This is a genomic window from Mesorhizobium sp. P171375 (genome assembly GCF_057786075.1).
In genome coordinates, this window is the sequence record NZ_JBYNWF010000001.1 from 1431701 (window position 1) to 1454186 (window position 22486).

Sequence of the window (22486 nt, forward strand, 5' to 3'; positions counted from 1 at the left end):
CGGGCAGGGCGGTCACACCGCGCCGAGCAGCACCGCGCCATGAATGGCCGCCTGCCAGCCCAGGGCCGCCCAGCGTATGTCCAGAGGCTGGACAACAAGCGAATGCGGCAAGCTCTCCGCGATGCGCTGCTTGAGCGTCTGGCGGGGATAAGACTTCATGTCGACGATGCCGCCGCCGATCAGGATCGTCTGCGGGGAAAACAGTGCGGCTGCCGTTGCGATCGTCACCGCCTGCTGCCAGACGATCTCGTCGAGCCATTCGCGCAACGAGGGCGGCTGCCCGGTCGCCGAAAAAAGATCGGCCACCGGAATATCGTAGTCGGTCGCAAGATCGACGAGCGTTGCTCCGGAGGCATAGGTTTCGACCCGGTTCGGCGGTCCGCTCTCGTCGGGCCGGTAGATCGGCATATGGCCGATTTCGAGCGCCCAGCCGCCACCCCTGAAAATGCCATCCTTGCCGAGATAGGCCGCACCGATGCCAGTGCCGAGATAGACCGCCAGCACCTCCTTTTGCCGCTTCACCGCGCCGGCAACGCTTTCGCCCAGCAATTGCAGCACGACGTCGCGTTCGAGCCGGACGGGAACGCCGAGCCGCGAAGCCAGTTCGGTGCCCAGCCGGATACCGTTCAGTTCGGGAATGTTGGCCGTGTGCAGCACCGTGTCGAAATCGCGGTCGATGAAGCCAGGCACGGTCGCAACGACGCGCGCGGGCTTGAAGCCGGCATCGCGGCAGGCCGCGATGACCGCATCGGCCAACCCCGCCACGGGCGCGCCCTGGCGCAACTGCGCCGTGGGGTAGGTGCGGGCGAAATCCACCGGATTGCCGTGGTCGGCGAAGCCAACCTTGACCGACGTGCCGCCGATCTCGACCACGGCAATCGTGTCATCAGTCGCTTTGTCGGTCATGCGAGCGTTTCCAGAAATTCCGAAAGACAGGCGCGGAATTCCCGCCGGTAGGCTTCGCGATCCTGCGATTTCGCGGTGATGGTGCAAAACCGGGCCGACGGGATGAGCCCGGCCAGCGCTTGCGCGTCGGCCAGTCGATGGACGAGGTCATGGTCATGACCGATGACCAGAGTCGGAACCGTGATTGCTCGGATATCGGCCTCGCTGACGCCGGGACCGTCGCCGGCAATTGCCATCAGCAGCCTGCCGAACAGAACCGGATCCGGGCGAGTGAAGAAGCCTTGCAGGCTGGCGAGATTGTCCGGCGCCAGCCTGGCCAGTTCGGCGGCAACGGGGCTGTCATCAAACAGACGCCTGGCATGCTCGGGCGAATGGCGTATCAAGAGATCGCCGACCACGGCATAAGGCTTCATGTTCGCCGGTGCAGCCTGGGACACCCAGGCAGGGCGTGCGAGCACCAGCGCGCGAACGCGCGCCGGCCTGTGCACCGCCAGGCGCAGCGCCAGCGCCGCGCCCATCGAGATGCCGCCGACGACGGCCGGGCCGAGGCCGAGAGTGTCAGCCAGTGCTTCGACATCTTCAGCAAACGTCGCGATCGAAAGCCGCTCGACCGGCCCGTAGCCGGAGCCGCCCTGACCCCGGCATTCGAGCGTCACGCGCCGCGTCTGCGGCAGGTCCGGAAACACATCGGCGACCTGTGCCTCATCGCCACCGAGGCCATGCTGGAAGATGACGGGAAGGCCAGTGCCGACATCCCGGTAGGCAAGATCGGCGCCGTCGCGGCTGAAGGTCTGTTTCACGCGTCGTCGCTCTCTTCAAGCACGCTGCGCAGAAAAGCGCCGACGCCGGGTGCCTCGGCCTCCGTCAGGCCATGCGTGATCAGCGGGCCGTCAAAGCCAGCGGCTTTCAGTCGGCCGACGAAATGCGGGAAATCGACAACGCCCTGGCCTGCGGCGGCAAAACTGCCATCGGCATGGCGATCCTTGGCGTGGGCCATGCCGATCTCCGCGGCCAGCAGATCAACAGCCTCGTCGATCAGGCGATGACGCTCGGCTTTGTCAGCCACTTCGAACAGATTGGCCGGGTCGAGCACGATCCGCAGGCGCTTGCTGTTCATCTCGTCGAGCAGTCGGCGAGCCGCCTTCGCACTGGAGACGACATTGGCCAGTTCCGGTTCGATGCCAAGCTCGATGTCGAAGCGTTCGGCAATCGCGATCGCCGCTTCCATCTCCGCCCGAAGATCGCTCCATGCGGCGTCAGTGGCATTGTCGGGGTGCCAGCGCCATTGGTCCTCGGCATCTCGGGTGCCGGTGCAGAGCGTAATCAGCCTTGTGCCCATATCGGCGCATGACGCCGCGAGCACCTCAAGCCGGGCAAGACCTGACACACGAACCGAGCGATCCGGGTGGATCATGTTGTAGGTTCCTGACACGGCCGCGATCGAAACGCCGGTTTCACCGCTCGCCACGGCGACTGATCGGGCCGCGCCGGGCTCGATGCTGTTCGGCATCGACGGCAGGCCAAGGCACGCCATGTTGAACTGCGCCGCCGTGTAGCCGGTATCCGCCACCGCGCGCAGCACCGGCACGGCGCCGGTGGCAGTGAAGGTCTTGGCGAAAATCCCAAGCTGCATCAGACGACCCCGTCGACGTCGGCGAGGTTGACGACACGGCCGCCGGCGGCAGCGGAGCGGGCTATTGCCGCCATCCCCCTGACGGAGGCGATGCCGTCATCGATGCCGGCGCCGACCATGGGCGCGCCATTCAGCACGACATCGGCAAAACCTTCGAGCTGGCGGCGATAAAAGTGACCGTCCGCACCAAGCGTGCGATGCCAACTGCCATCGGCCTCACGGAAAATGTCGACCTCGCTGCTCTTGTAATACCAGGGGTTATAGGTCTTTGCGAGAACGCTGCCGTTCTGGCCGTAGATCTGGAACCCTTCGTGCCAGTCCATGCGCACGGCGACCGTCAGGTCGAGATGGCCGATCGAACCGTCGGCGAAGATGGTGGTGACGAACCAGCAATAGGCGCCATAGCGCTCGGTGAGCCGGGCCTCGACGGCCTCGATCGGGCCATGCAGATGGCGCGCCGTATCGAGGAGATGGCTGCCATGCGCCAGCATGTAGTACTGGCGCAGATCCGCCTTGGGACTGACGGACGGCTTGCGCGCCTTGGCGCTGGTGATGATCAGCGGCTGCACCGCATCGGTCATGGGATAGCGATGGGTGCTGTCGCAATACCAGCCCTTGAACGCCAGCCGCTCGCCCATCTCGTCATCGACGAAGGCCTTTGCCGCCTGGATGCCCGGATCGAAGCGCTTCATATGGCCGACCTGGAGCACTTTGCCGCTCTTGTCGAGCGCGGCCCGCAAGCCTTCGACTTCCTCGACCGAAACACCCAGCGGCTTTTCGCAAAGCACATGCTTGCCGGCATCCAGCGCCAGTTCCGCAGCCTTGACGTGAAACGTGTCCGATGTCGCGATGATGACGGCATCGAGATCGGGATCGGCCAGCATCTGTCCATAGTCGGCATAGGATTTTTCGGGCGCGAAAGTGGCCGCCATCCTGTCGCGCAGATCGTCGGCGACATCGCAGATGGCATAGAGATCGGCATTGCGCGCCTTGGTACAGGATTCGAAATGCGCCGCCTGCGCAATCGGACCGCAGCCGAGCACGCCGACACGCAGCCGCTTTTCGTCTTTGCGAGGCATGGAATTTCTCCTGATTAGCGCGCGGCGAGGCCGCGAAGTTGAAATTGCGGATCGCCCGACAAAGCCGCCTGATGCAGCAGACAGGCAGCGCCCAGGGCCGGACCGTCGGCGCCGACGCGCGACAGTTCGACCCTGGGAACGGGATAGCCTTCGGCGAGGAAGTCCAGCAGGAAAGCTTCCACCTGTTCGGCGACAAGGGGATAGATTGCATTGACGGAGCCGGAGAGGATGATGCGTTCCGGCTGCAAGGTGCAGGCGAGCGTCGCCAGGCCGCGGCCGAGCCAGAGCGCCCAGTCGCGCGCAGTGGCGACGGCCGCCGGATCGCCGCCGGCAAGCGCTGCGACAAACTCATCCACACCGGCGCGCCGCCCGCTTATGTGGAGGTAGCGAGCGAGCAAAGCATCCTTGCCGACATAGGATTCCAGCCGGCCCGGGCGCTTGGCGTCGAAGACAAAACCTTCGTCGCCAAGGCGCAGATGACCGATTTCGCCGGCGCCGCCGAGTCGGCCGCGATGCAGTCTGCCGGCATTGATGATGCCGCCACCAACGCCGTTCTCGATCAGGATGACCAGAGCATCCTCATCGTCCTTTCCTGGCTGCGCACCGTATGTCTCGGCCACCGCGACGGCGTTGGCATCGTTTTCCAGCAGGATCGGAAAATCATCGCCAAAGGCATTGCCCAGCAGCTCGGCCAGGTTGACCCCGTGCCAGCCGAGGATGGTGGCATGGTATGAAATGCCGTCGGCGGCGGGGAAGCCAGGCACGGAGACATTGAGCCCGTATGGACGCGCACCCTCAGGCAACTGCGAACGGATCTCGGCGACGAGTTCCCTAATGATGGCGACTGCGGCTTCAGGCGTGCTGCCCGGGCCGGCAAAGGCTCTCGAGGCGCTGGCACGCTGCGCGCCGGCAAGGTCGACAGCCACCGTCGCAATCCAGTTCACGCCGATATAGGCGCCAAGGAAGAAGCCGCCATTGCCTTCGATCTCGACCAGGATTCCGGGGCGGCCGACGCGGCCCTCGCCGTCTTGCTCGTCATCAGCTTCATCCGACCGCTCACGTGCCAGACCGGCTTCCGTCAGGCCGAGCACCAAGGCGCCGGTGGTCGACCGGGTCAGGCCGAGATCGCGTGCGAGCGCTGCCCGGCTCAATGCCCCGGCACGAAACAGCGCCGCAAGGGCCCGAGTTTCATTCGGCCGAAGATCGGTCGACACCAGCACATTTTCCTCCGTGATTTGTTCGATGCGCATACTAATTGACTTTCATATCGGCTTGAAAGAGCCAAAATGATAAGCGACGGAAAAAAATACTGAGCATTTCGAGCCTGCAGCCTCAAGTTTCAAACGATGGTTTGCATCGAAAACTTACAAATTGGCCGCGGCTCGCCGCCGGCCTCAGTCACTGCAATATCGGCCAGCGCCCGTATGACATGGGCTTCGAGACCATCATGGCGCTGGACAGACTGAGCAAGGGCGGCACGGTCGAACCGTTCATCAAGACCGGCACCGAAGTCTGCACGCCGCAGGACGCTCTCACCACCTGCGGCAAGGTCGCCAACTGATCAGGCCCCCCAAGCCTGTCCTCCGGTCGCATCGGCCGGGGGGACATTTTTTCGAAGGCAGGCTTGTCGGTTGGCCTGGCACGCTTCGCAATCAGAGATCGCTTGCGTCTCTCCAGCAGGCGATCAGATGACCGTCGCCGGCCTGCCTGACGGGCGGTTGCGTCTTTCGGCAGTCGGGCAGGGCCACCGGACAGCGGCCGGCGAAGGCGCACCCGGAGGTTTCGGGCGCTTGTGCCGCGAGATCAAGCTGAGCCGGAGCCTTCGGCACCGTCTCATCCGAGGCCGCGGCCAGCAGCAGCTTTGTATAGGGATGGTTGGGCCCGCGAAAAATCTGCTCTGACGAACCGGTCTCGACCAGCCGGCCGCGATAGAGCACGCCGATCCTGTCAGCCATGTAGCGCACCACCCTGAGGTCGTGGCTGATGAACAAATAGGTGGTGTCCTTGTCGCGCTGCAGATCGTTGAGCAAATTGAGCACGGTCGCCTGCACCGACACGTCGAGCGCCGAGGTCGGCTCGTCGAGCACGACGAGCTTCGGCACGCCGGCGAAAGCGCGCGCGATGGCCGCCCGTTGCCGCTGGCCGCCGGACAGGGATCGCGGCTTCTGGTCGACAGTGGCGGCGGCAAGACGCACCGAGGCCAGCAGGTCGCCGACGCGCTGCTTTATTTCGTTGCGGCGCAGCCCCGCGAGCCGCCGCAGCGGACGGCCCAGAATCCTGCCGATCCGCTGGCGCGGATTGAGCGTGCGGTCGGGTGACTGGAAGACCATCTGCACATCGCGCCGTTCGCTCAGGCTTCGCTTCTCGACGCGCGGTGCCACCGCGCGGCCGAACAGCTCGACCGATCCGGCGTTCGGCGTCTGCAGGCCGGTGACGATCCTTGCCAATGTCGATTTGCCGGAACCGGATTCGCCGATCAGCCCGAATGTCTCGCCCTGGCCTATCTCCAGGTCGATATCGTGCAGCACGGCCTGGGCGCCGAAGGCGTGGCTGATGCCTTTGCAGGCGACGGCGATCGGGCGCGCTGCTTCCGTCTGATCGCTTTGGACGGGCGCCGACGGGCCGGTTGCGTGCGCCTCGGCCAGCCTGCCGTCGCGCTTGGTGAAGTTGAGGGCCGGGATCGAGGCGATCAGCGCCTTGGTGTAGGCGTGCGCCGGGTTCTCGAAGACATCGTTCGCGATGCCGCTTTCGACCACCGTTCCGGATTGCATCACGGCCACCCGGTCGCAGGCGCGGCGGACCATGTTGATGTCGTGGCTGATCAGGAGAACGCTGGTTTTGTGGTCTCGCCGCAAATCCTGCAGGATGGCGATGATCTCGGACTGGACGCTGGCGTCGAGCGCCGTCGTCGGCTCGTCCAGCACCAGCAGCGATGGGTCGAGCGCAATGGCAATGGCGATGTTGGCGCGCTGCTGCATGCCGCCGGAGAGTTCGTGCGGATAGAGATCGAGCACCCGCTCCGGATAGCTCACCCTGACGCGACCGAGCAGTTCCGCGGCACGCCCGCGCGCTTCGTCCGGCCGAACCGGGCGGTGCCGCATGATCGTCTCGGTGATCTGCCGGCCTATCGTCATGGCCGGATTGAGCGCCGCACCCGGATGCTGGTAGACGGCCGCGATGCGGTCGCCCCTTAGCCGGCGCAACTGCTCGGGCGAGAGATCGCGGATCTCGCGGCCCTGGAACTCGAGCGCCGACGCCGCGATCCGGGCGTTGCGCGGCAGATAGCGCAAGATGGCGAGCGCGACGGAGCTCTTTCCCGATCCGGACTCGCCGACCAGGCCGAGCGCTTCGCCTTCGCCGATGGTGAGCGACACGCCGTTGACGGCCGGATGCGATCCCCGTCGCCCGTCATAGGCGACGGTGAGCTGTTCTACCTTCAGAACCGATGACGACATCTCTTGCTTGAAACCACTTTCTTCCGGCGCGGCCTTCGGGGGCAATCGCTTCCGCTTTGGCAATGCACAATATCTATAAAATTACTCGAATTAAGCTGGAGCGCAATCTACCTTTCATCGCTCAGGCGAGATTGTCGCAGCCGCTCAAAGCATCGCGACGGTCCGCTGGAGCAGTTCTGGAAGGAGACCGGCATGGCACGAGACCACCTGATCCTCAGCGCCTTTTTCTTCAATCCGCAGGGCGATCATCGCATGTCGTGGCGCCATCCGCGCGCGCCGGGCCGGGAAGTGTTGGATTTCGAATTCTACAGGGATCTCGTCCAGGCCGCCGAGCGCGCCAGGATCGATACGATCTTCGTTGCCGACCATGTCGCGATCTGGGATTCGGTGCAAAGCGGCGTCGCCCATTACGCCAACGCCCGCCTCGAACCGCTGACGCTGCTGTCGGCGCTCGCCGGCGTGACGAAGCACATCGGCCTCATCACCACGGCATCGAGCTCCTATAGCGAGCCTTACAATGTCGCGCGCATGTTCGCCTCGCTCGACCATATCAGCAAGGGCAGGGCGTCGTGGAATGTCGTGACGTCGGCCATGGACGAGGAGGCCCGCAATTTCGGCCGCGACGGCAATATCGAGCATGCCTTCCGTTACGAACGCGCCACCGAATTCCTCGATATCGTCAAGGCGCTATGGGACAGCTGGGAAGACGAGGCGCTGCTGATCGACAAGGCATCAGGTTATTTCGCCGATCCGGACAAGGTCCATCCCATCGACCACAAGGGCAAGCATTTCAAGGTGCGCGGCCCGCTCAACGTCTCGCGTCCGCCGCAAGGTCACCCGCTGATCGTCCAGGCCGGCTCGTCCGAAGACGGCAAGAATTTCGCCACCGCGCACGCCGATGCGCATTTCGCCATCTACAGCACCAGGGAAGACGGCATCAAATACCGGCAGGACATCAACGAACGCCTCGCCCGCTATGGCCGCAAGCCCGAGAGCTTCAAGATCCTGCCGGGCATTTTGCCGATCGTCGCTGCCTCGGAAGCGGAAGGCCGCGAGCGGCAGGAGTACCTGCAGAGCTTGCTGCCCGATCGCGTCGGCATCGATCTCCTCTCGAGCTGGAGCGGCGTCGATCTCTCGGTCTTCCCGCCGGACGGCCCGCTGCCGCCGCTGCCGGACGAGAGCACCTTCAATGGCGGCCGCACCTCGCTCAACCGGGTCAAGGAGTGGTCCAAGCAGAACCTCTCTTTGCGCGAGATCGCCCGCAAACTCGCCAACAGCGGCTCGGTGCCGACCGTCGTCGGCACGCCGACACAGATCGCAGACCAGTTGCAGGACTGGTTCGAGGCAGGTGCCGCCGACGGCTTCAACCTGATGTTCCCGCTGCTGCCGGAAGACTGGGTGAACTTCGCCGAACAGGTCGTGCCGGAACTGCAGCGCCGCGGCGTATTCCCCACCGAATATGCATCGGGAACGCTGCGCGACCGCTTCGGGCTGGCGCGGCCGGCCAACCGCTTTGCCGAACAGCGCGACAATGCGCGCGCCGTATCCTGATCAGGAGCAACTGATATGACAGCAGCGCCCAAACTCCAGCCCCGCGAGGCCACCGCTCCGCAGCTCATCAACGTCCTGCACAGCCCCAAGCGCATCCGGGTCAAATTCGCCGGCCGCACCATCGCCGACAGCCGCAACGTGCTGGTGCTGCGCTCCAACCATTTCCTGCCGATCTATTTCTTCCCGGCCTCCGCGGTGGATCGCTCAGCTCTGAAGCCCTCCGAGCATCGCCAGCCGCATCCGGTCGGCGGCGAGACCACCTATTGGGACCTGGAGACAGGCGAAAAAGCCTCGCCCAACGCCGCCTGGTCGTTCATCTCCCCACCGGACGAAAACCTGTCGCCGCTGGCAGGGCGCATCGCCTTCACCTGGAAGGCGGTCGACCAATGGTTCGAGGAGGAGGAAGAGGTCTTCGTCCACGCCCGCGACCCGTACGCGCGCATCGACGTCCTGCAGAGTTCGAGCCATGTCCAGATCTGGTTCGATGGCGAGCTGATCGCCGACAGCCATCGCCCGGTGCTGTTGTTCGAGACGCATCTGCCGACGCGCTTCTACCTGCATCCCGACGATGTCAGGCTCGACCGTCTGGTCGCCTCGGACAGCACGACGCGCTGTCCCTACAAGGGCATCGCCTCCTACTGGTCCGGCCGGCGTGCCGACGGCTCGGTGAGCCCTGATATCGCCTGGAGCTACCGCGATCCGATTGCCGAAATGCCCAAGATCAAGGGCCTCATCGCCTTCTACCCGCAAGCCGTCGACCGCATCCATCTCGACGGCGAACCAGTCGCCTAAGCAATTCAACCGTCATTTCAGACAGGGGTTTCAAAATGACCAAACGCAACGATATCGATACGCTTCGCAATCTGTCCGGCGACATCTGGAATGTCGCCGTCGATGAACACCAGGCCGGCTTCCTCAAGCGCCGCGATCTGCTGAAGTACGCCGCCCTGATCGGCCTCACCGGCTTTGCCGCCTCGCAGGGGCTGGTTGGTTTTGGCTCGGCGCGCGCTGCCGGCGCCGGCGGCACGGTCCGCGTTGGGCTCGGACAGCCGACCAAGGCCATCGATCCCGTCTCGATCACCGACCCGGCCAGCATCGGTGTCATCAGCCAGGTCGGCGAGTATCTCATCCTCGACGATCCCAAGGACGGTTTGCAGCCCAAGCTCGCTCTGTCCTGGGAGGCCGATGAGACCGCCAGCCGCTGGACCTTTAAATTGCGGCCGGGCGTGAAATTCCACGATGGCCGCACCGTCACCGCCAAGGATGTGGTGGCGAGCTTTGAGCGCCTCGTCGATCCGGCCAGCGGTTCATCGGCTTTGTCGGCTTACAAGGGCATCCTGTCCAAGGGCGGCGCCAAGGTTGTCGACGATGAAACCATCGCCTTCGATCTCGACGGTCCGAACAGCAACTTCCCCTTCTATGTCTCCTCTGACGTCTACAATGCCGTCATCCTGCCGGCCGACTATGCCGGCGATTTCGAAAAGACCTTCAACGGCACCGGCCCGTTCAAGCTTGAATTTTTCCGTCCCAAGCAGGGCGCCAGCTTCGTGCGCAACCCCGACTATTGGGGCGACAAGGCGCTGCCTGACCGCGTCGAGATCAAGTTCTTCGACGACGAGCAGGCGCAGGTGCTGGCGCTGCAGGCCGGCCAGCTCGACGTCATCCCGAGCACGACGCGCCTGGAACTGGCGATCGAGGGCAATCCCAACTTCAAGCTCTTGAGCGTGCAGGCAAGCTCGCATGACGAGGTGCATCTGCGGACGGACCAGGCGCCGTTCACCGATAAGCGCATCCGCCGCGCGCTGGCGCTCACCATCGATCGCGAGGCGGTGGTCAAGGGCTTGCTGAAGGGCCGCGCCATTGTCGGCAACGACACGCCGTTCGCGCCGATCTTCCCCTCGGCCGATCCCTCGGTGCCGCAGCGCAAACAGGACATTGCCGAGGCCAAGCGCCTGCTTGGCGAAGCCGGCGTGCCGAACGGCTTCCCGGTGACGCTGACCACCGAACGCGCCTATGACATTCCCGACTATGCCGTGCTGATCCAGAACTTCGCCAGGAAGGCCGGCATCGACATCAAGCTCAACGTGCTGCCGCAGGACGCCTATTACGGCTCGGCGAAGTTCGGCAGCTCGCCATGGCTCGATTCCAATCTCGGCATCACCGATTTCGGCCATCGGGGCACGCCCGACATCTTCCTCAACGCCACGCTGAAGAGTTCGGGTGCCTGGAACGCGGCGCATTTCAACAACCCGGCCTATGATGGGTTGCTGCTCGAGTACGGCAAGGCTCGCGACCTTCAGGCGCAACGCCTTGCCGCCGGCAAGATCCAGACCCTGCTGCTTGACGAGACGCCGCTGATCATCAGCTACTTCTCGCAATACAGCCGCATCGTCAGCTCCAAGGTCGAGGGCGTCCGCTTCACGGCGATCTCGCATCTGCTGCTCGACCGCGTCACCTTCGCCCAGGCATGACCCGGAAACGTCCAACCACGCTGGGCAGAGCCCGATGCTGACCGGCCGCACTTTGTCGGTGCGGGCAGCCACGCTTCTGCTCACGCTGTGGCTGGTCAGCATGCTGGTGTTCTTCGCCGGGCAGGTTCTGCCCGGCGATGTCGGCCGTCTCATGCTCGGGCCGTTCGCCGACGCCGAGGCGGTTGCGGCGCTGAACAAGCAGCTCGGCGCCGACCAGCCAGTCCTGGTGCAGTATTGGCACTGGTTCAGCAACGCGCTGACGGGCGATTTCGGCACCTCGCTGTCGCTGCGCCTGCCGGTGGCGCCGTTCGTGCTGGAAAGCCTCAAGCGCTCGGCAGCCCTTGCCGGCGTGATCCTCGTCTTGCTGCTGCCGCTCGGCATCGGCGCCGGCATCATTGCCGGGCTCAACCAGGGTCGCTTCATCGACCGCCTGATCGTGCTTGCCGGCGTCTCCTTCGGCATCGTGCCGGACTTCGTCTCCGGCCTGCTGCTGCTCATCGTGTTCGGCCTGTGGCTGAACTGGTTCCCGATTACAGGCGCCGCGCCCGATGGCGCCGGGCTCTGGGTCAGTGGCTACTACCTGATCCTGCCGGCATTGCCGCTGGTGCTGAACCTGGCCGGTTACATCGCCCGCATGACGCGGGCCGGCGTGATCGAGGCGCTGGCCGCCGACTATACGCGCACCGCCGTCCTCAAAGGCCTCGAGCGGCGCGAAATCCTTATCCGGCACGTGCTGCGCAATGCGCTGACGCCGACCATCGCGGTGCTGGCGACCCAGACCGGCTACATGCTTGGCGGGCTGGTGGTGATCGAGGCGCTGTTCGGCATACAGGGCCTCGGCAACCTTGTGCTGAACGCCGCCAAGTCGCGCGATTTCCCGATGCTCGAGGCCGGTGTGCTGGTGATGGCGACGATCTTCGTGTTGTCGGCCGCTGCAGGCGATCTCGCCAATGCCTTGCTCGATCCGCGGCAACGCCGCCGAGTGTCGCCATGATGGAGCTGATGGAGTTTCCCGCGCCGCGCCGCGGCGCGTTGGGCTGGCGAGCAGCGGGCCGGATCCGCGAGACCGTTTCGCAACTGCCACCCTCGGGGATCGTCGGGTCGTTGCTTCTGCTGTTCTGGGTCGGCTGCGCCGTGTTCGGCAGCCTGTTTGTGCCTTACGATCCCTATGCCGAGGATTTCCTGGTCATGCTGGCGCCGCCCGACGCCGCGCACTGGTTCGGTACCGACCAGCTTGGCCGCGACGTGCTGTCGCGCATCGTCGTCGGCTCGCGCGACATCCTGCTGGTCGCGCCGGCCGCAACCCTGCTGGGCGTCGCCGCCGGCAGCGTGCTGGGCCTCGTGCTCGGCTATTTCGACGGGCTGGTCGATGCCATCGGGGCGAGGCTTCTCGACACGCTGATGGCCTTTCCTTTCATCGTTCTCGTCACCATGACGCTGGTCGCGCTCGGGCCGTCGAACCTCACCGTCATTCTGGTGATCGGCATCGCCTATGCGCCGCTGGTGGCGCGAACGGTGCGCGCCGCCGTGCGCGAACAGCGCGAGCGCGACTATGTCAGCGCCGCCCGGCTCGGCGGCGAAAGCGCGCTGGCCATCATGTTTCTGGAGATCCTTCCCAATGTCCGCGAGACCATCCTCATCGAGCTGGTCACAAGGCTGGGCTACGCCTTCTTTTCGATCGCGACGCTGAGCTTCCTCGGCCTCGGCATCCAGCCTCCTTCCGCCGATTGGGGGCTGGCCGTCGCCGACGGCTACGGCTTCCTGACCGGCGGCAAATGGTGGGTGGTGATCTTCAACTCCGCCGCCATCGTCTCGCTGGTCATGGCCACCAATCTGATCGCGCAAGGCATGGGCGCCTTCGAAAGCAGCGACCGGTGAAGAGCGGAATGCTCAGCAAAGCTGACGCGCAATCCCGGACCGTGCGCTAAAATCGTCCCTTGTGATTCGGTCCCGATAGGGCCTCAAGACAAGGAACGGCATGAGCAAGGCTCTCTCCACATTCGCATTGGTCGCGGTGTTCACCGCATTGCTCATGGCGCTCAGTCTGGCGGTGGCCAGACACGGCTATCCCTATGGCGCGATCGGGGTCAGGCGGCTGGATGGCATTGCCGATGCCGGTTCGTTCCTGCCGCTCGCCGCGGTCTATTTCTTCAGCGCCATGCTGATGATGATCCTGCCGATCCGGGCCGCCGGCATCGTGCTCACCCATGCAGCGGATGCGCTGTTCTGGGCGGTGATTGCCCTGTTCGCCACGATCGTAGGCTGCCTCGTCGCCCGCTGGGCTTTCGGCCAAAGCAGCGTGCTGTGGGCGCTGCTCAACTGGCGCTTCCTGTTCGCCGCGGCAATCGTCGGCTGCCATTTCACCATGAACGAGCTGCGCCGCAACATCCTGCTCAGAAGCCTGTTCTTCGTCATCTTCGCCGCGGCGACGCTGGCCTGCCTGTTCTGGACTTTTCCGACCTGACAAAAGGCCCGCGTCATTTCGTCAGTTTTGAGCTCGCGGCTTTCGCTGCGGCGCGCCATCGGCTATCCAGTCCGCAGCCAATCTCTGCCCTCACAGTGTCGTCATTTGTCTGATAAATGATTCAGGCATACGGCACCGCCAGTGAACAATTACAAGGAAACCGCGACATGACCCTTTTCCGCAAGAACCTGATCGATGGCGAGTGGGTCGGCGAAGCCGGCTCGCGCAACATCAACCCGTCCGATACCGCCGATGTCGTCGGCGAATATGCCTCGGCCGGCGCCGAACAGGCAAAGCAGGCGATTGCAGCGGCTAAGGCCGCTTTCGCGGCCTGGTCGCGCTCGGCGCCCCTCGCCCGTCACAGCGTGCTGAAGAAAGCCTCGGACGAGATCATGGCGCGCAAGGACGAAATCGGCCGCTCGCTGTCGCGCGAAGAGGGCAAGACGCTGGCGGAAGGCATTGGTGAGACCATCCGCGCCGCCCAGATCTTCGACTTCTTCGCCGGCGAGACGCTGCGTCTGTCCGGCGAACTGGTTCCCAGCGTGCGTCCCGGAGTCGGCGTCGAGATCACCCGCGAAGCCGTCGGCGTGGTCGGCATCATCACGCCGTGGAATTTCCCGATCGCCATTCCCACCTGGAAGATCGCCCCGGCGCTCGCCCACGGCAACACCATCGTCTTCAAGCCGGCCGAACTGGTGCCGGAGAGCGCCTGGACCATTGTCGACATCCTGCACCGCGCCGGCCTGCCGAAAGGCGTGCTCAATCTGGTGATGGGTAAAGGCTCGGTGGTCGGCCAGGCCATGCTCGACAGCCCCGACCTCAACGCCATCACCTTCACCGGTTCGGTCGGCACCGGCAAACGCGTCGCCGCGGCCAGTGTCGAACACATGCGCAAGTTCCAGCTCGAAATGGGCGGCAAGAACCCGCTCGTCGTGCTCGATGACGCCGATCTCGCCATAGCTGTCGATTGCGCGATCAACGGCGCCTATTTCTCTACCGGCCAGCGCTGCACGGCCTCGTCGCGCCTGGTGGTGACCGAGGGAATTCACGACCGCTTCGTCGCGGCGCTCAAGGAGCGCCTGGAAAAACTCGTCATCGGCGATGCGCTCGACGCCAAGACCCAGATCGGACCTGTCGTCGATGCGAGCCAATTGAAGCAGGACGAGGACTACATCGCCATCGGCAGCACGGAAGGCGCCAATCTCGCTTTCGGCGGCGAGCGGCTCGATCGCGAAACGCCCGGCTTCTACCTCCGGCCGGCGCTGTTCACCGAGAGCACCAATGCCATGCGCATTTCGCGCGAGGAAATCTTCGGGCCGGTCGCCAACGTCATCCGCGTCAAGGACTATGACGAGGCGCTAGCGGTGGCCAATGACACGCCCTTCGGCCTGACCTCGGGCATCTGCACCTCCAGCCTCAAGCACGCCACGCACTTCCGGCGCAATTCCGAAGCCGGCATGGTGATGGTCAACCTGCCGACCGCCGGTGTCGATTTCCACGTTCCATTCGGCGGCCGCAAGGGTTCGAGCTACGGTCCGCGCGAGCAGGGCCGCTATGCCGCGGAGTTCTATACCACGGTGAAGACGGCCTATACATTTGCCGGCTAATCGGTGGATGAACCGATGACATCGGTAAAAGAGGGAATGGCCTGGCTCAACCCGCCGCCGCACCATGTTGTCGGCGACAATACGGTGCACGTGCGCACCGGCAAGGAAACCGATTTCTGGCGCGAGACCTTCTACGGCTTCTGGCGTGACAATGGCCATTTCCTCTATCGCCCGGTCGAAGGTGACTTCAGCGCCGAAGTCACCGTCAAGGGCGATTACAAGGTGCTCTACGACCAGGCCGGGCTGATGCTGCGGCTGAGCGAAACGCACTGGGTCAAGGCCGGCATCGAATACACCGACGGGCTGGCTTACTTCTCCGTGGTTGTCACCAACGACACCTCCGACTGGTCGCTGCTCCGGATTCCAAACGATTCCGACGGCGTCCGCATCCGGCTGACCCGCCACGCCGAAGCCATCCGCATCCAGTATCTGGATGCCACCGATGGCCACTGGAAGCCGGCGCGGCTCGCCTATTTCCCGATCTCGAGGTCTGTCGATGTCGGCATGATGTGCTGTTCGCCGCAGCGCGAAGGTTTTGAAGTCACATTCTCCGGCTTTACCGTTGGCCCGCCGATTTCCGGGCTATTGCACGACTGACGGCGATTTCGATCGCCGGACTAACCGTCGGCGCGGTGCTGGAAGAACTGCAAGAACAGCTCCCGTTCCGTCGTAATGTCGAGCTTGTCGTAGATGCGGCGGCGGTGGTTCTTTACCGTTCCGACGGTGATGCCGAGCCGCCCGGCGATATTGGCGGTCGGATGACCCGCCAGGATCAGCTGCACCAGTTCGCGCTCGCGCAGCGACAGTTCCGGCCACAGGCTCGCCGGGATGGTCGGCTCCTGACGGGGCGAGGCGCCGGGGCCGGTCGGCGCCGAGGTGCGGGAGAACTCGGTGCCGCGCGCCTTGATGTCGAGCGCATGCAGGGCTTCGAACACCGGCAGCCGCTCATCCAGCAGGGCGATCTCGCTGTCCTTGAACGATGAGGTCGAGCGGTCGAGAAAAATGCCGAGGCACCAGTCGCCACCATCGGCGAGCATGATGCCGACCTCGTCGCAGATTTCCGACTGCGCGAGGAAACCGGCTATGTACTGGCCGCGCTTGGCCTCGTCATCGGCAAGCCGCTTCAGCGGCAGGATGCCCAGCCGGCGTTCTCGCCGCCACGAGGCGTAGAAAGGGTCGAAGACGTAGTAGCTGGCGAGATAGCGCTGCACCATCTCGTCGGAAAAGCGCCGGTGCTTGATGAACTCCGGCGTCTGCGTCGCCGAATAGCGCGTCACCGTCACCAGATCATGGTCGATGTCTGCGCCGGTCAGGTCGATCAGGCAGTCGACATGCCTGTCCGTACCGGTGGCGGCGATCGCCTTTGCCAGCGGCCCCCAGATAGTGCTCATGCGGATGCCCTTTTCTCGGCGATGTCAGCCGCGCAGTCATTGTGTCTTTAGGCATATGGCGCGATCCGGCACCGAACCTCTAGCTTGCGGTCATTCTCGAAGAGGGAAGGCGACCCGTGGATCAGATCACTACCAACCCCATCGTTATCGGCATCGACGCCGGCGGCACCATGACCGACACCATCCTTGTCGATCAGGACGGCCACTTCAAGATCGGCAAATCGGCGACCACGCCGAAGGACGAGGCCGAAGGCTTCCTCGCCTCCGCCGAAGACGCGGCCGATGCCTGGGGCATCTCGCTGGAGACGCTCTTCTCCGGCGTCAACGTCGTGCTCTATTCCGGCACCGGCATGCTCAACACGCTGCTGTCGCGCACCGGTCGCAAGCTTGGCCTGATCACCACCAAGGGCCTGGAAGACATGATCCTGATGGGTCGCGGCCTGCAGGCCTGGGCCGACTATTCCTATGCCGATCGGTTGCATGCGGTCACCCACCACCATCCCGATCCGCTGGTGCCGCGCCGCCGTACCCATGGCGTCACCGAGCGCATCGACCAGTTCGGCGACATCGTGCTGCCACTCTACGAGCATGAGGTCTCCGCCGCCGCGAAAAAACTGATCGCCGACAAGGTCGAAGCGATCTGCATCATGACCATCTTCTCGCACGTCAATCCCGTGCACGAAAAGCGCATCGCCGAGATCTGCCGCGAGGAAGTGCAGAAAGCCGGCGCCGACATCCTCGTCTACACCAGCCACGAAGTCCGTCCGGTCATTCGCGAACAGTCTCGGCTGAACTCGGTTCTGATCGAGGCCTATGCCACCTCACGCGGCCGCAAGCAGCTTAAGGGCATTGAAGACGTCTCGAAGAAATACGGCTTCAAATACGGCGTGCAGACTTTGCTGTCCTTCGGCGGCCTGACCTCGATCAACCATCCGCGCCTGCACGAAACCATGATCTCCGGCCCGATCGGCGGCATTCTGGGCGCCGCCTATGTCGGCAAGCTCATCGGCAACGATTCGCTGATCTGCTCGGACATGGGTGGCACCTCCTTCGACATGGGCGTCATCTCGCGCGGCCAGACCCGGATCGAGAACGAGCCGCTGATGGACCGTTTCAAGCTCAACGTGCCGACGCTGCATCTCGACACGATCGGCGCCGGCGCCGGCATGATCCTCAAGGTCGACCCGCTGACCAAGAAGGTCTCGCTCGGGCCGGAAAGTGCGGGCTCCGATCCCGGCCCGATCTGCTTCGCCAAGGGCGGCACCGAACCCACCATCGCCGATTGCGACGCCATCCTCGGCCGCCTCAATCCGTATTACTTCTTGGGCGGCAAGGTCGTGCTGCAGGTCGAGAAGGCGCGCAAGGCCTTCGAGGAAAAGTGCTCCAGCATCCTTGGCGTCGGCGTCGAAGAGGCGGCCGAAGGCATGATCGACATGCTGGAAGCCGACGCCAACAACGCACTGCGCCGCGTCATTTCCGGCCAGGGCATCCATCCTTCTGAATTCACCCTGCTGACCTATGGTGGCTCAGGCCCGCTGCACTTGGCCGGCTGCTCCAGGGGCATCGGATTCAAGGACATCATCACCTTCCAGTTCGCCGCCGCCTTCTCGGCCTTCGGCTGCACCACCGCCGATTTCATGCGCCGCCACTCGGTGTCGACGCAGCACGACATCGGCGCACGGGCGAGCGATGACGAACTCCGCGCCTTCGGCAAAAAGGTCACCGCTGTCTGGAACGACCTGACCAAGGCTGCGGTCGACGAGATGATCGAGGACGGCCACGCCCGCGACAAGATCAAGACCGTGCCGTTCCTCATGATGCGCTACACCGGCCAACTCGAGGACGTCGAAGTCATGGCGCCACTCGCCGAGGTCAATTCGGCTGACGACATGCGTAAGGTCATCGACGAGTTCGAGGCGGTCTACGCCAAGGTCAACCACCGCGTGTCGCGCTATGGCGAGGCCGGCTTCACCATCACCGAGCTCGGGCTGATCGCGACCGCCGACAAGGTCAAGCCGGTGCTGCTCAAGCGCCCGCTCGGCAAGTCGGATCCAGCATCGGCCTACAAGGGCGTGCGTGAAGCCTATATTGGCGGCCGCTGGCACAAGGCCAATCTCTACGAGATGGATCTGCTGCAGCCCGGCCACGAGGTCATCGGCCCGGCCATCATCGAACACCCGGCGACAACGCTCGTCGTTCACCCGCAAGATCGTGTCCATGTCGATGAATGGACGCTGCTGCACTACACCCACGCTTGAGAAGGGCGAACGCCATGCTGGACAAACCCGCCTCCGCCCTGCGCCTCCGCGAACGGCTGATCGAATCCGAACGGCTCATGGAAGAGACCGGCTGCTATGACGGCATCACGGAACTCCATCTGCGCAACCAGGATCCGCTGAAATTCGAGACGCTGCACACCAAGCTGCGCGCCTATTGCGTCTCGGCCCGCGAAATGGCCCGCCGCATCTCTGCCTCGCCCGGCGTGCGTGAGGTCGGCGAGATGGTGGTCGCCATCTACACACCGGAGGGCGACGCCATCGCGCTCTCCAACGGCATCATGGTCCACGTCCACACGATGAGCCGCTTCATCAAATGGATGATCAAGAACAACTACGAGGAAAACCCGAAGATCCGCGAAGGCGATATCTTCGCCAACAACGATGCCTTCATCGGCACCGTGCAGGTGCCTGATGTGATGGACGTGGTGCCGATCTTCCATGAAGGCACGCTGGTTGGCTGGGCAGGGGCTGTCTGCCACGAGCTGGAAGCCGGCGGCATCACGCCTGGTGGTGACGTCTGTCTCGCACAGGAACGCTTTACCGAAGGCCTGTTCGTCTGCGCCGAAAAGATCGGCGAGAATGACGAGATCCGCCGCGACTACGTCATCCGCTGCGAGCGCAATCTGCGCATGCCGATCTACTGGGTGCTCGACGAGAAGGCCAAGGTCGCCTCCTGCATCGACATGCGCGAAAGCGTCAAGCAGCTGATATCCGAGATCGGCCTCGACTACTGGATGAAGGTGTCGAAGGAGTTCATCGAGGAAGGCCGCCGCGCCCAGCTCGCCCGTACCCGCCAGCTCACCGTTCCCGGCATTTATCGCGGCCACACCTTCTATGGCCACGTCACGGCGGGAAAACCCGGCTTCCAGCTGCTTGGCGATCCGGACTGGCTCTACAACATCCCGATCGAGATGGAGATCACCACCGACGGCAAGATCACCATGGACTTCGAGGGCACGCAGCCCTGGGGCTACCATTCAATGAATTGCACGCCGGCCGGAATGGATGGCGGCATGTTCGTCACTTTGACCCAGCACATGAATTTCGAAGGTTTGGTCAATGATGGCGCCTGGATGGCGACCGAGCTGAAACTGCCGCATGGCACCTGGACCAACCCCGACAACGAAATGGTGGCGACCGCGACCTCATGGGCGCTGCTGCTGCCGGCCTATGGTGTGTTCCAGCGGCTTTTGTCGCGTGGCTTTGTCGCCCGCGGTTTCGTCGAGGAAGCTTTCGTCGGCCAGGTCAACAGCCCGATGATCGAGATGGGCGGCGAAAGCCAGTACGGCACGCCGTTCGGCATGGCGCATTTCGAATGCGCCGCCGCCGGTTCCGGCGCGTTGGCCATCGCCGACGGCCTCGACACCGCCTATGTCGGCTGGAACCCCGAATCCGACATGGGCAACATCGAGGTCTGGGAACAGTCGATGCCGATGGTCTATATCGGCCGCTCGATCGTGCCCAACTCGGGCGGCGCCGGCAAATATCGCGGCGGCTGTTCCTTCGTCTCGACCTGGCTGATCTACAAGACCCCGCATCTGCGGCTCCACACTTCGGAGCATTCCTCCAGGGTGTTTGACAATGGCGGCATGTGCGGCGGCTATCCGGCGCCGACCTGCCAGAAGCATCGCGCCGTGCGCAACTCCAACATCCATGAACTGGCGGCAAAAGGCGAACCGCTGGCGCATGCGCCCGGCATCGACCCGCATGTCTCCGACTATGAGAAGAACATCGGCGGTGACCATGTTGTGGTCGAGGGTCCCTACATCACCTCGCCGCACAAGTCGGGCGATATGTTCAGCCATTCCTACAATGGCGGCGGCGGTTACGGCGACGTGCTGGAGCGCGATCCGATCAAGACCGCATGGGACGTCGAGAACGGCTACCTCACCCGCGAAGCGGCGGTCCAGGTTTTTGGCATCGTGCTCAAGGACGACGCCGACGGTTATCCCCTTGCCGATATCGATGCCACCGTCGAACGCCGCGCCGCCATGCGCAAGCAGCGTCTGGCCAAGGCGATTCCGGTTTCAGAATGGATCGCCGCCGAGCGAAGCCGCGTCGAGAAAGCCGACTTCGCGCCCGAAGTGAAGAAAATGTATGCCAGCGCGATTAAGCTTTCGTCGCGCTTCACCAAAGATTTCAGTGAGTTCTGGACCGTCGACGCCAGATCGATCTTCATGCCGGGAGCAAAGCCATGACCTCGTACAGCAAGGAAGTCCTCGGCGATCTGGCCGCCGGCAAGCTGCCCTGGCCGCAGACAAGGCGCATCATGAGCGCCTACAAGGATGATGACCGCTTCTTCAAGATGGTCGCCGTCTATCAGGACCGTGTCGTCTGGAAGGACCCGATCCTGCTGCCGGTCTCGGATCACCTCTTCATCTGCCGGAGCGGCGACGAGCGGATCACCCGCTGCGAATGCGGCCATTCCTTCGGCGACTATCGCGAGAACTGGAAGCTGAAGGCCGCGATCATCGTGCGCAACACCGAGGAGGCGCTGCGCGAAATCTACCCCAACAGCGATATCCCCGATCCGCAATGGATGGAAATCCGCGAGTTCATCTGCCCGCAATGCGGCACCATGCACGAGGTCGAGGCGGCCGCAGCGGGCTATCCCATCGTCCATGATTTCGAACCCGATCTCGAAGGTTTCTATCGCGAGTGGCTGGGCAAGCCGCTTTAAGGAAGCTGATTTGCGACCGCGTCGCCGGCAAGGTAGCGCTCCTTGCCGGCGACGGACTATGAATAACGCATCGGATGTCGGCATCGGAGATCCCCATGACAGACCTTTCCGGCCGCAGCTCCATCGTCACCGGCGGGTTTTCCGGCATGGGCTTCGCCATTGCCACGGCGCTGGCGCAGGCCGGCGCCAATGTCGCTGTCGGCTCCTACATTGCGCCCGCCGGCGCCGACAGATCCGACGCCGCCTACTATCCAGGCGCCGATGAAATCGAACGCGTGCGTTCCGCCCTATCGGCCCATGGCACCAGGGTTCACGCGGCGCATCTCGATGTCCGCGATAGCGAGATCACCAACCGGTTTGCGGCCGACGCAGAAGCCGCTATCGGCCCGGCCGACATACTGGTCAACGCTGCCGGCACCACCGCCGAACAGCCTGTCTGCGGTCATTCCGATGCGCTGTGGGACAAGATCGTCGACACCAACCTGACCGGCGCTTTCCGCGTCACCCGAGCCGTGCTGCCCGGCATGATCGAGCGCGGCTGGGGCCGCATCGTCAATATAGGTTCGACGGCGGCCACCGTCGGCTGGAAGGACAACCCGGCCTACTGCGCCTCCAAGGCCGGCCTTCTCGGCCTCACCCGCTGCGTGGCGCTGGAAGGGGCGGCACATGGCGTCACCTGCGTCATGATCAGCCCGACCTGGGTCGAGACCGAACTGATGCGCCGCAACGTGGCGCAGGTTGTCGAGCGCGAGGGCAAGGGCCGCACGGCCGAGGAAGCGATGGCCGAGATTGCCAAGGGCAATCCGCAGCAGCGCTTGCTGCAGCCGCAGGAGATTGCGGCCTTGGCCGTGTTCCTGTGCTCGGACCTCGCGCAGGGCATCACCATGGAAAACATCCAGATCACCGGCGGAGCGCTGTGGTAGCGGCCTGATCTTGCGCGAAGCCGCATTCGCGCCATCTGGCTGTTGCA

19 protein-coding genes are annotated in these 22486 nt (G+C 64.0%); 12 read left to right on the forward strand and 7 right to left on the reverse strand.

The window, feature by feature from the left end:
• Positions 1-12: 12 nt before the first annotated feature.
• The 6 genes from ACYHH6_RS07060 to ACYHH6_RS07085 form a co-directional block, all read right to left on the reverse strand.
• Positions 13-906, reverse strand: a complete 894-nt coding sequence (locus tag ACYHH6_RS07060) for an ROK family protein (protein ID WP_352582325.1) — start codon at positions 904-906, stop codon at positions 13-15.
• Positions 903-1706: an alpha/beta fold hydrolase gene (locus tag ACYHH6_RS07065; RefSeq protein ID WP_352582323.1), complete on the reverse strand. Its 804-nt coding sequence runs from the start codon at positions 1704-1706 to the stop codon at positions 903-905. Before ACYHH6_RS07065 ends, ACYHH6_RS07060 begins: the two co-directional genes overlap by 4 nt.
• Positions 1703-2539 (reverse strand): sugar phosphate isomerase/epimerase family protein, encoded by an 837-nt coding sequence (locus ACYHH6_RS07070; RefSeq protein WP_352582321.1) that lies wholly within the window; start codon positions 2537-2539, stop codon positions 1703-1705. The genes ACYHH6_RS07065 and ACYHH6_RS07070 overlap by 4 nt, the downstream gene beginning before the upstream one ends.
• Positions 2539-3618, reverse strand: a complete 1080-nt coding sequence (locus ACYHH6_RS07075; RefSeq protein WP_352582320.1) for a Gfo/Idh/MocA family protein — start codon at positions 3616-3618, stop codon at positions 2539-2541. The genes ACYHH6_RS07070 and ACYHH6_RS07075 overlap by 1 nt, the downstream gene beginning before the upstream one ends.
• A gap of 14 nt (positions 3619-3632) precedes the next feature.
• The gene (locus ACYHH6_RS07080) at positions 3633-4868 is read right to left on the reverse strand and encodes an ROK family transcriptional regulator (RefSeq protein ID WP_352582318.1); all 1236 of its coding nucleotides are present in this window, start codon (positions 4866-4868) and stop codon (positions 3633-3635) included.
• 402 nt (positions 4869-5270) lie between these two features.
• Positions 5271-7073 carry a dipeptide ABC transporter ATP-binding protein gene (locus ACYHH6_RS07085; protein ID WP_352582316.1) on the reverse strand — a complete coding sequence of 601 codons (1803 nt, stop codon included), beginning with the start codon at positions 7071-7073 and terminating at the stop codon, positions 5271-5273.
• A gap of 192 nt (positions 7074-7265) precedes the next feature.
• On the opposite strand from ACYHH6_RS07085, the gene ACYHH6_RS07090 reads away from it, so the two are divergent.
• From ACYHH6_RS07090 to ACYHH6_RS07125, 8 genes are all read left to right on the forward strand, one after another.
• Positions 7266-8624 carry an LLM class flavin-dependent oxidoreductase gene (locus ACYHH6_RS07090; RefSeq protein ID WP_352582315.1) on the forward strand — a complete coding sequence of 453 codons (1359 nt, stop codon included), beginning with the start codon at positions 7266-7268 and terminating at the stop codon, positions 8622-8624.
• A gap of 15 nt (positions 8625-8639) precedes the next feature.
• The gene (locus ACYHH6_RS07095) at positions 8640-9416 is read left to right on the forward strand and encodes a DUF427 domain-containing protein (RefSeq protein WP_352582314.1); all 777 of its coding nucleotides are present in this window, start codon (positions 8640-8642) and stop codon (positions 9414-9416) included.
• 35 nt (positions 9417-9451) lie between these two features.
• Positions 9452-11095 carry an ABC transporter substrate-binding protein gene (locus ACYHH6_RS07100; protein WP_488500413.1) on the forward strand — a complete coding sequence of 548 codons (1644 nt, stop codon included), beginning with the start codon at positions 9452-9454 and terminating at the stop codon, positions 11093-11095.
• Positions 11096-11129: 34 nt separating this feature from the next.
• The gene (locus ACYHH6_RS07105) at positions 11130-12089 is read left to right on the forward strand and encodes an ABC transporter permease (RefSeq protein ID WP_352582310.1); all 960 of its coding nucleotides are present in this window, start codon (positions 11130-11132) and stop codon (positions 12087-12089) included.
• Positions 12086-12973 (forward strand): ABC transporter permease, encoded by an 888-nt coding sequence (locus ACYHH6_RS07110; RefSeq protein WP_352582308.1) that lies wholly within the window; start codon positions 12086-12088, stop codon positions 12971-12973. Before ACYHH6_RS07105 ends, ACYHH6_RS07110 begins: the two co-directional genes overlap by 4 nt.
• A gap of 100 nt (positions 12974-13073) precedes the next feature.
• Positions 13074-13559 (forward strand): hypothetical protein, encoded by a 486-nt coding sequence (locus tag ACYHH6_RS07115; protein ID WP_352582306.1) that lies wholly within the window; start codon positions 13074-13076, stop codon positions 13557-13559.
• Positions 13560-13726: 167 nt separating this feature from the next.
• Positions 13727-15166 carry an aldehyde dehydrogenase family protein gene (locus tag ACYHH6_RS07120; RefSeq protein WP_352582304.1) on the forward strand — a complete coding sequence of 480 codons (1440 nt, stop codon included), beginning with the start codon at positions 13727-13729 and terminating at the stop codon, positions 15164-15166.
• 15 nt (positions 15167-15181) lie between these two features.
• Positions 15182-15763 carry a DUF1349 domain-containing protein gene (locus tag ACYHH6_RS07125; protein WP_352582302.1) on the forward strand — a complete coding sequence of 194 codons (582 nt, stop codon included), beginning with the start codon at positions 15182-15184 and terminating at the stop codon, positions 15761-15763.
• Between the two features lie 20 nt (positions 15764-15783).
• On the opposite strand, the gene ACYHH6_RS07130 is transcribed toward ACYHH6_RS07125, so the two are convergent.
• On the reverse strand, positions 15784-16557 hold the full coding sequence (locus ACYHH6_RS07130) for a helix-turn-helix transcriptional regulator (RefSeq protein WP_352582300.1): 774 nt from the start codon (positions 16555-16557) through the stop codon (positions 15784-15786).
• 116 nt (positions 16558-16673) lie between these two features.
• On the opposite strand from ACYHH6_RS07130, the gene ACYHH6_RS07135 reads away from it, so the two are divergent.
• The 4 genes from ACYHH6_RS07135 (at position 16674) to ACYHH6_RS07150 (ending at position 22439) form a co-directional block, all read left to right on the forward strand.
• Positions 16674-18815: a hydantoinase/oxoprolinase family protein gene (locus tag ACYHH6_RS07135; protein ID WP_352582298.1), complete on the forward strand. Its 2142-nt coding sequence runs from the start codon at positions 16674-16676 to the stop codon at positions 18813-18815.
• A 14-nt stretch (positions 18816-18829) separates the two neighbouring features.
• The gene (locus ACYHH6_RS07140) at positions 18830-21034 is read left to right on the forward strand and encodes a hydantoinase B/oxoprolinase family protein (protein ID WP_352582296.1); all 2205 of its coding nucleotides are present in this window, start codon (positions 18830-18832) and stop codon (positions 21032-21034) included.
• Positions 21031-21516 (forward strand): acetone carboxylase subunit gamma, encoded by a 486-nt coding sequence (locus ACYHH6_RS07145; protein ID WP_352582294.1) that lies wholly within the window; start codon positions 21031-21033, stop codon positions 21514-21516. The genes ACYHH6_RS07140 and ACYHH6_RS07145 overlap by 4 nt, the downstream gene beginning before the upstream one ends.
• A 95-nt stretch (positions 21517-21611) precedes the next feature.
• Positions 21612-22439 (forward strand): SDR family NAD(P)-dependent oxidoreductase, encoded by an 828-nt coding sequence (locus tag ACYHH6_RS07150; protein ID WP_352582292.1) that lies wholly within the window; start codon positions 21612-21614, stop codon positions 22437-22439.
• Positions 22440-22486 lie beyond the last annotated feature (47 nt).

Coding starts and splice junctions, on each gene's coding strand:
- ACYHH6_RS07115 (WP_352582306.1), top strand. CDS start 13,074: ATGAGCAAGGCTCTCTCCACATTCGCATTGGTCGCGGTGTTCACCGCA.
- ACYHH6_RS07085 (WP_352582316.1), bottom strand. CDS start 7,073: ATGTCGTCATCGGTTCTGAAGGTAGAACAGCTCACCGTCGCCTATGAC.
- ACYHH6_RS07130 (WP_352582300.1), bottom strand. CDS start 16,557: ATGAGCACTATCTGGGGGCCGCTGGCAAAGGCGATCGCCGCCACCGGT.
- ACYHH6_RS07060 (WP_352582325.1), bottom strand. CDS start 906: ATGACCGACAAAGCGACTGATGACACGATTGCCGTGGTCGAGATCGGC.
- ACYHH6_RS07145 (WP_352582294.1), top strand. CDS start 21,031: ATGACCTCGTACAGCAAGGAAGTCCTCGGCGATCTGGCCGCCGGCAAG.
- ACYHH6_RS07110 (WP_352582308.1), top strand. CDS start 12,086: ATGATGGAGCTGATGGAGTTTCCCGCGCCGCGCCGCGGCGCGTTGGGC.
- ACYHH6_RS07120 (WP_352582304.1), top strand. CDS start 13,727: ATGACCCTTTTCCGCAAGAACCTGATCGATGGCGAGTGGGTCGGCGAA.
- ACYHH6_RS07150 (WP_352582292.1), top strand. CDS start 21,612: ATGACAGACCTTTCCGGCCGCAGCTCCATCGTCACCGGCGGGTTTTCC.
- ACYHH6_RS07070 (WP_352582321.1), bottom strand. CDS start 2,539: ATGCAGCTTGGGATTTTCGCCAAGACCTTCACTGCCACCGGCGCCGTG.
- ACYHH6_RS07105 (WP_352582310.1), top strand. CDS start 11,130: ATGCTGACCGGCCGCACTTTGTCGGTGCGGGCAGCCACGCTTCTGCTC.
- ACYHH6_RS07090 (WP_352582315.1), top strand. CDS start 7,266: ATGGCACGAGACCACCTGATCCTCAGCGCCTTTTTCTTCAATCCGCAG.
- ACYHH6_RS07140 (WP_352582296.1), top strand. CDS start 18,830: ATGCTGGACAAACCCGCCTCCGCCCTGCGCCTCCGCGAACGGCTGATC.
- ACYHH6_RS07080 (WP_352582318.1), bottom strand. CDS start 4,868: ATGCGCATCGAACAAATCACGGAGGAAAATGTGCTGGTGTCGACCGAT.
- ACYHH6_RS07100 (WP_488500413.1), top strand. CDS start 9,452: ATGACCAAACGCAACGATATCGATACGCTTCGCAATCTGTCCGGCGAC.
- ACYHH6_RS07125 (WP_352582302.1), top strand. CDS start 15,182: ATGACATCGGTAAAAGAGGGAATGGCCTGGCTCAACCCGCCGCCGCAC.
- ACYHH6_RS07075 (WP_352582320.1), bottom strand. CDS start 3,618: ATGCCTCGCAAAGACGAAAAGCGGCTGCGTGTCGGCGTGCTCGGCTGC.
- ACYHH6_RS07095 (WP_352582314.1), top strand. CDS start 8,640: ATGACAGCAGCGCCCAAACTCCAGCCCCGCGAGGCCACCGCTCCGCAG.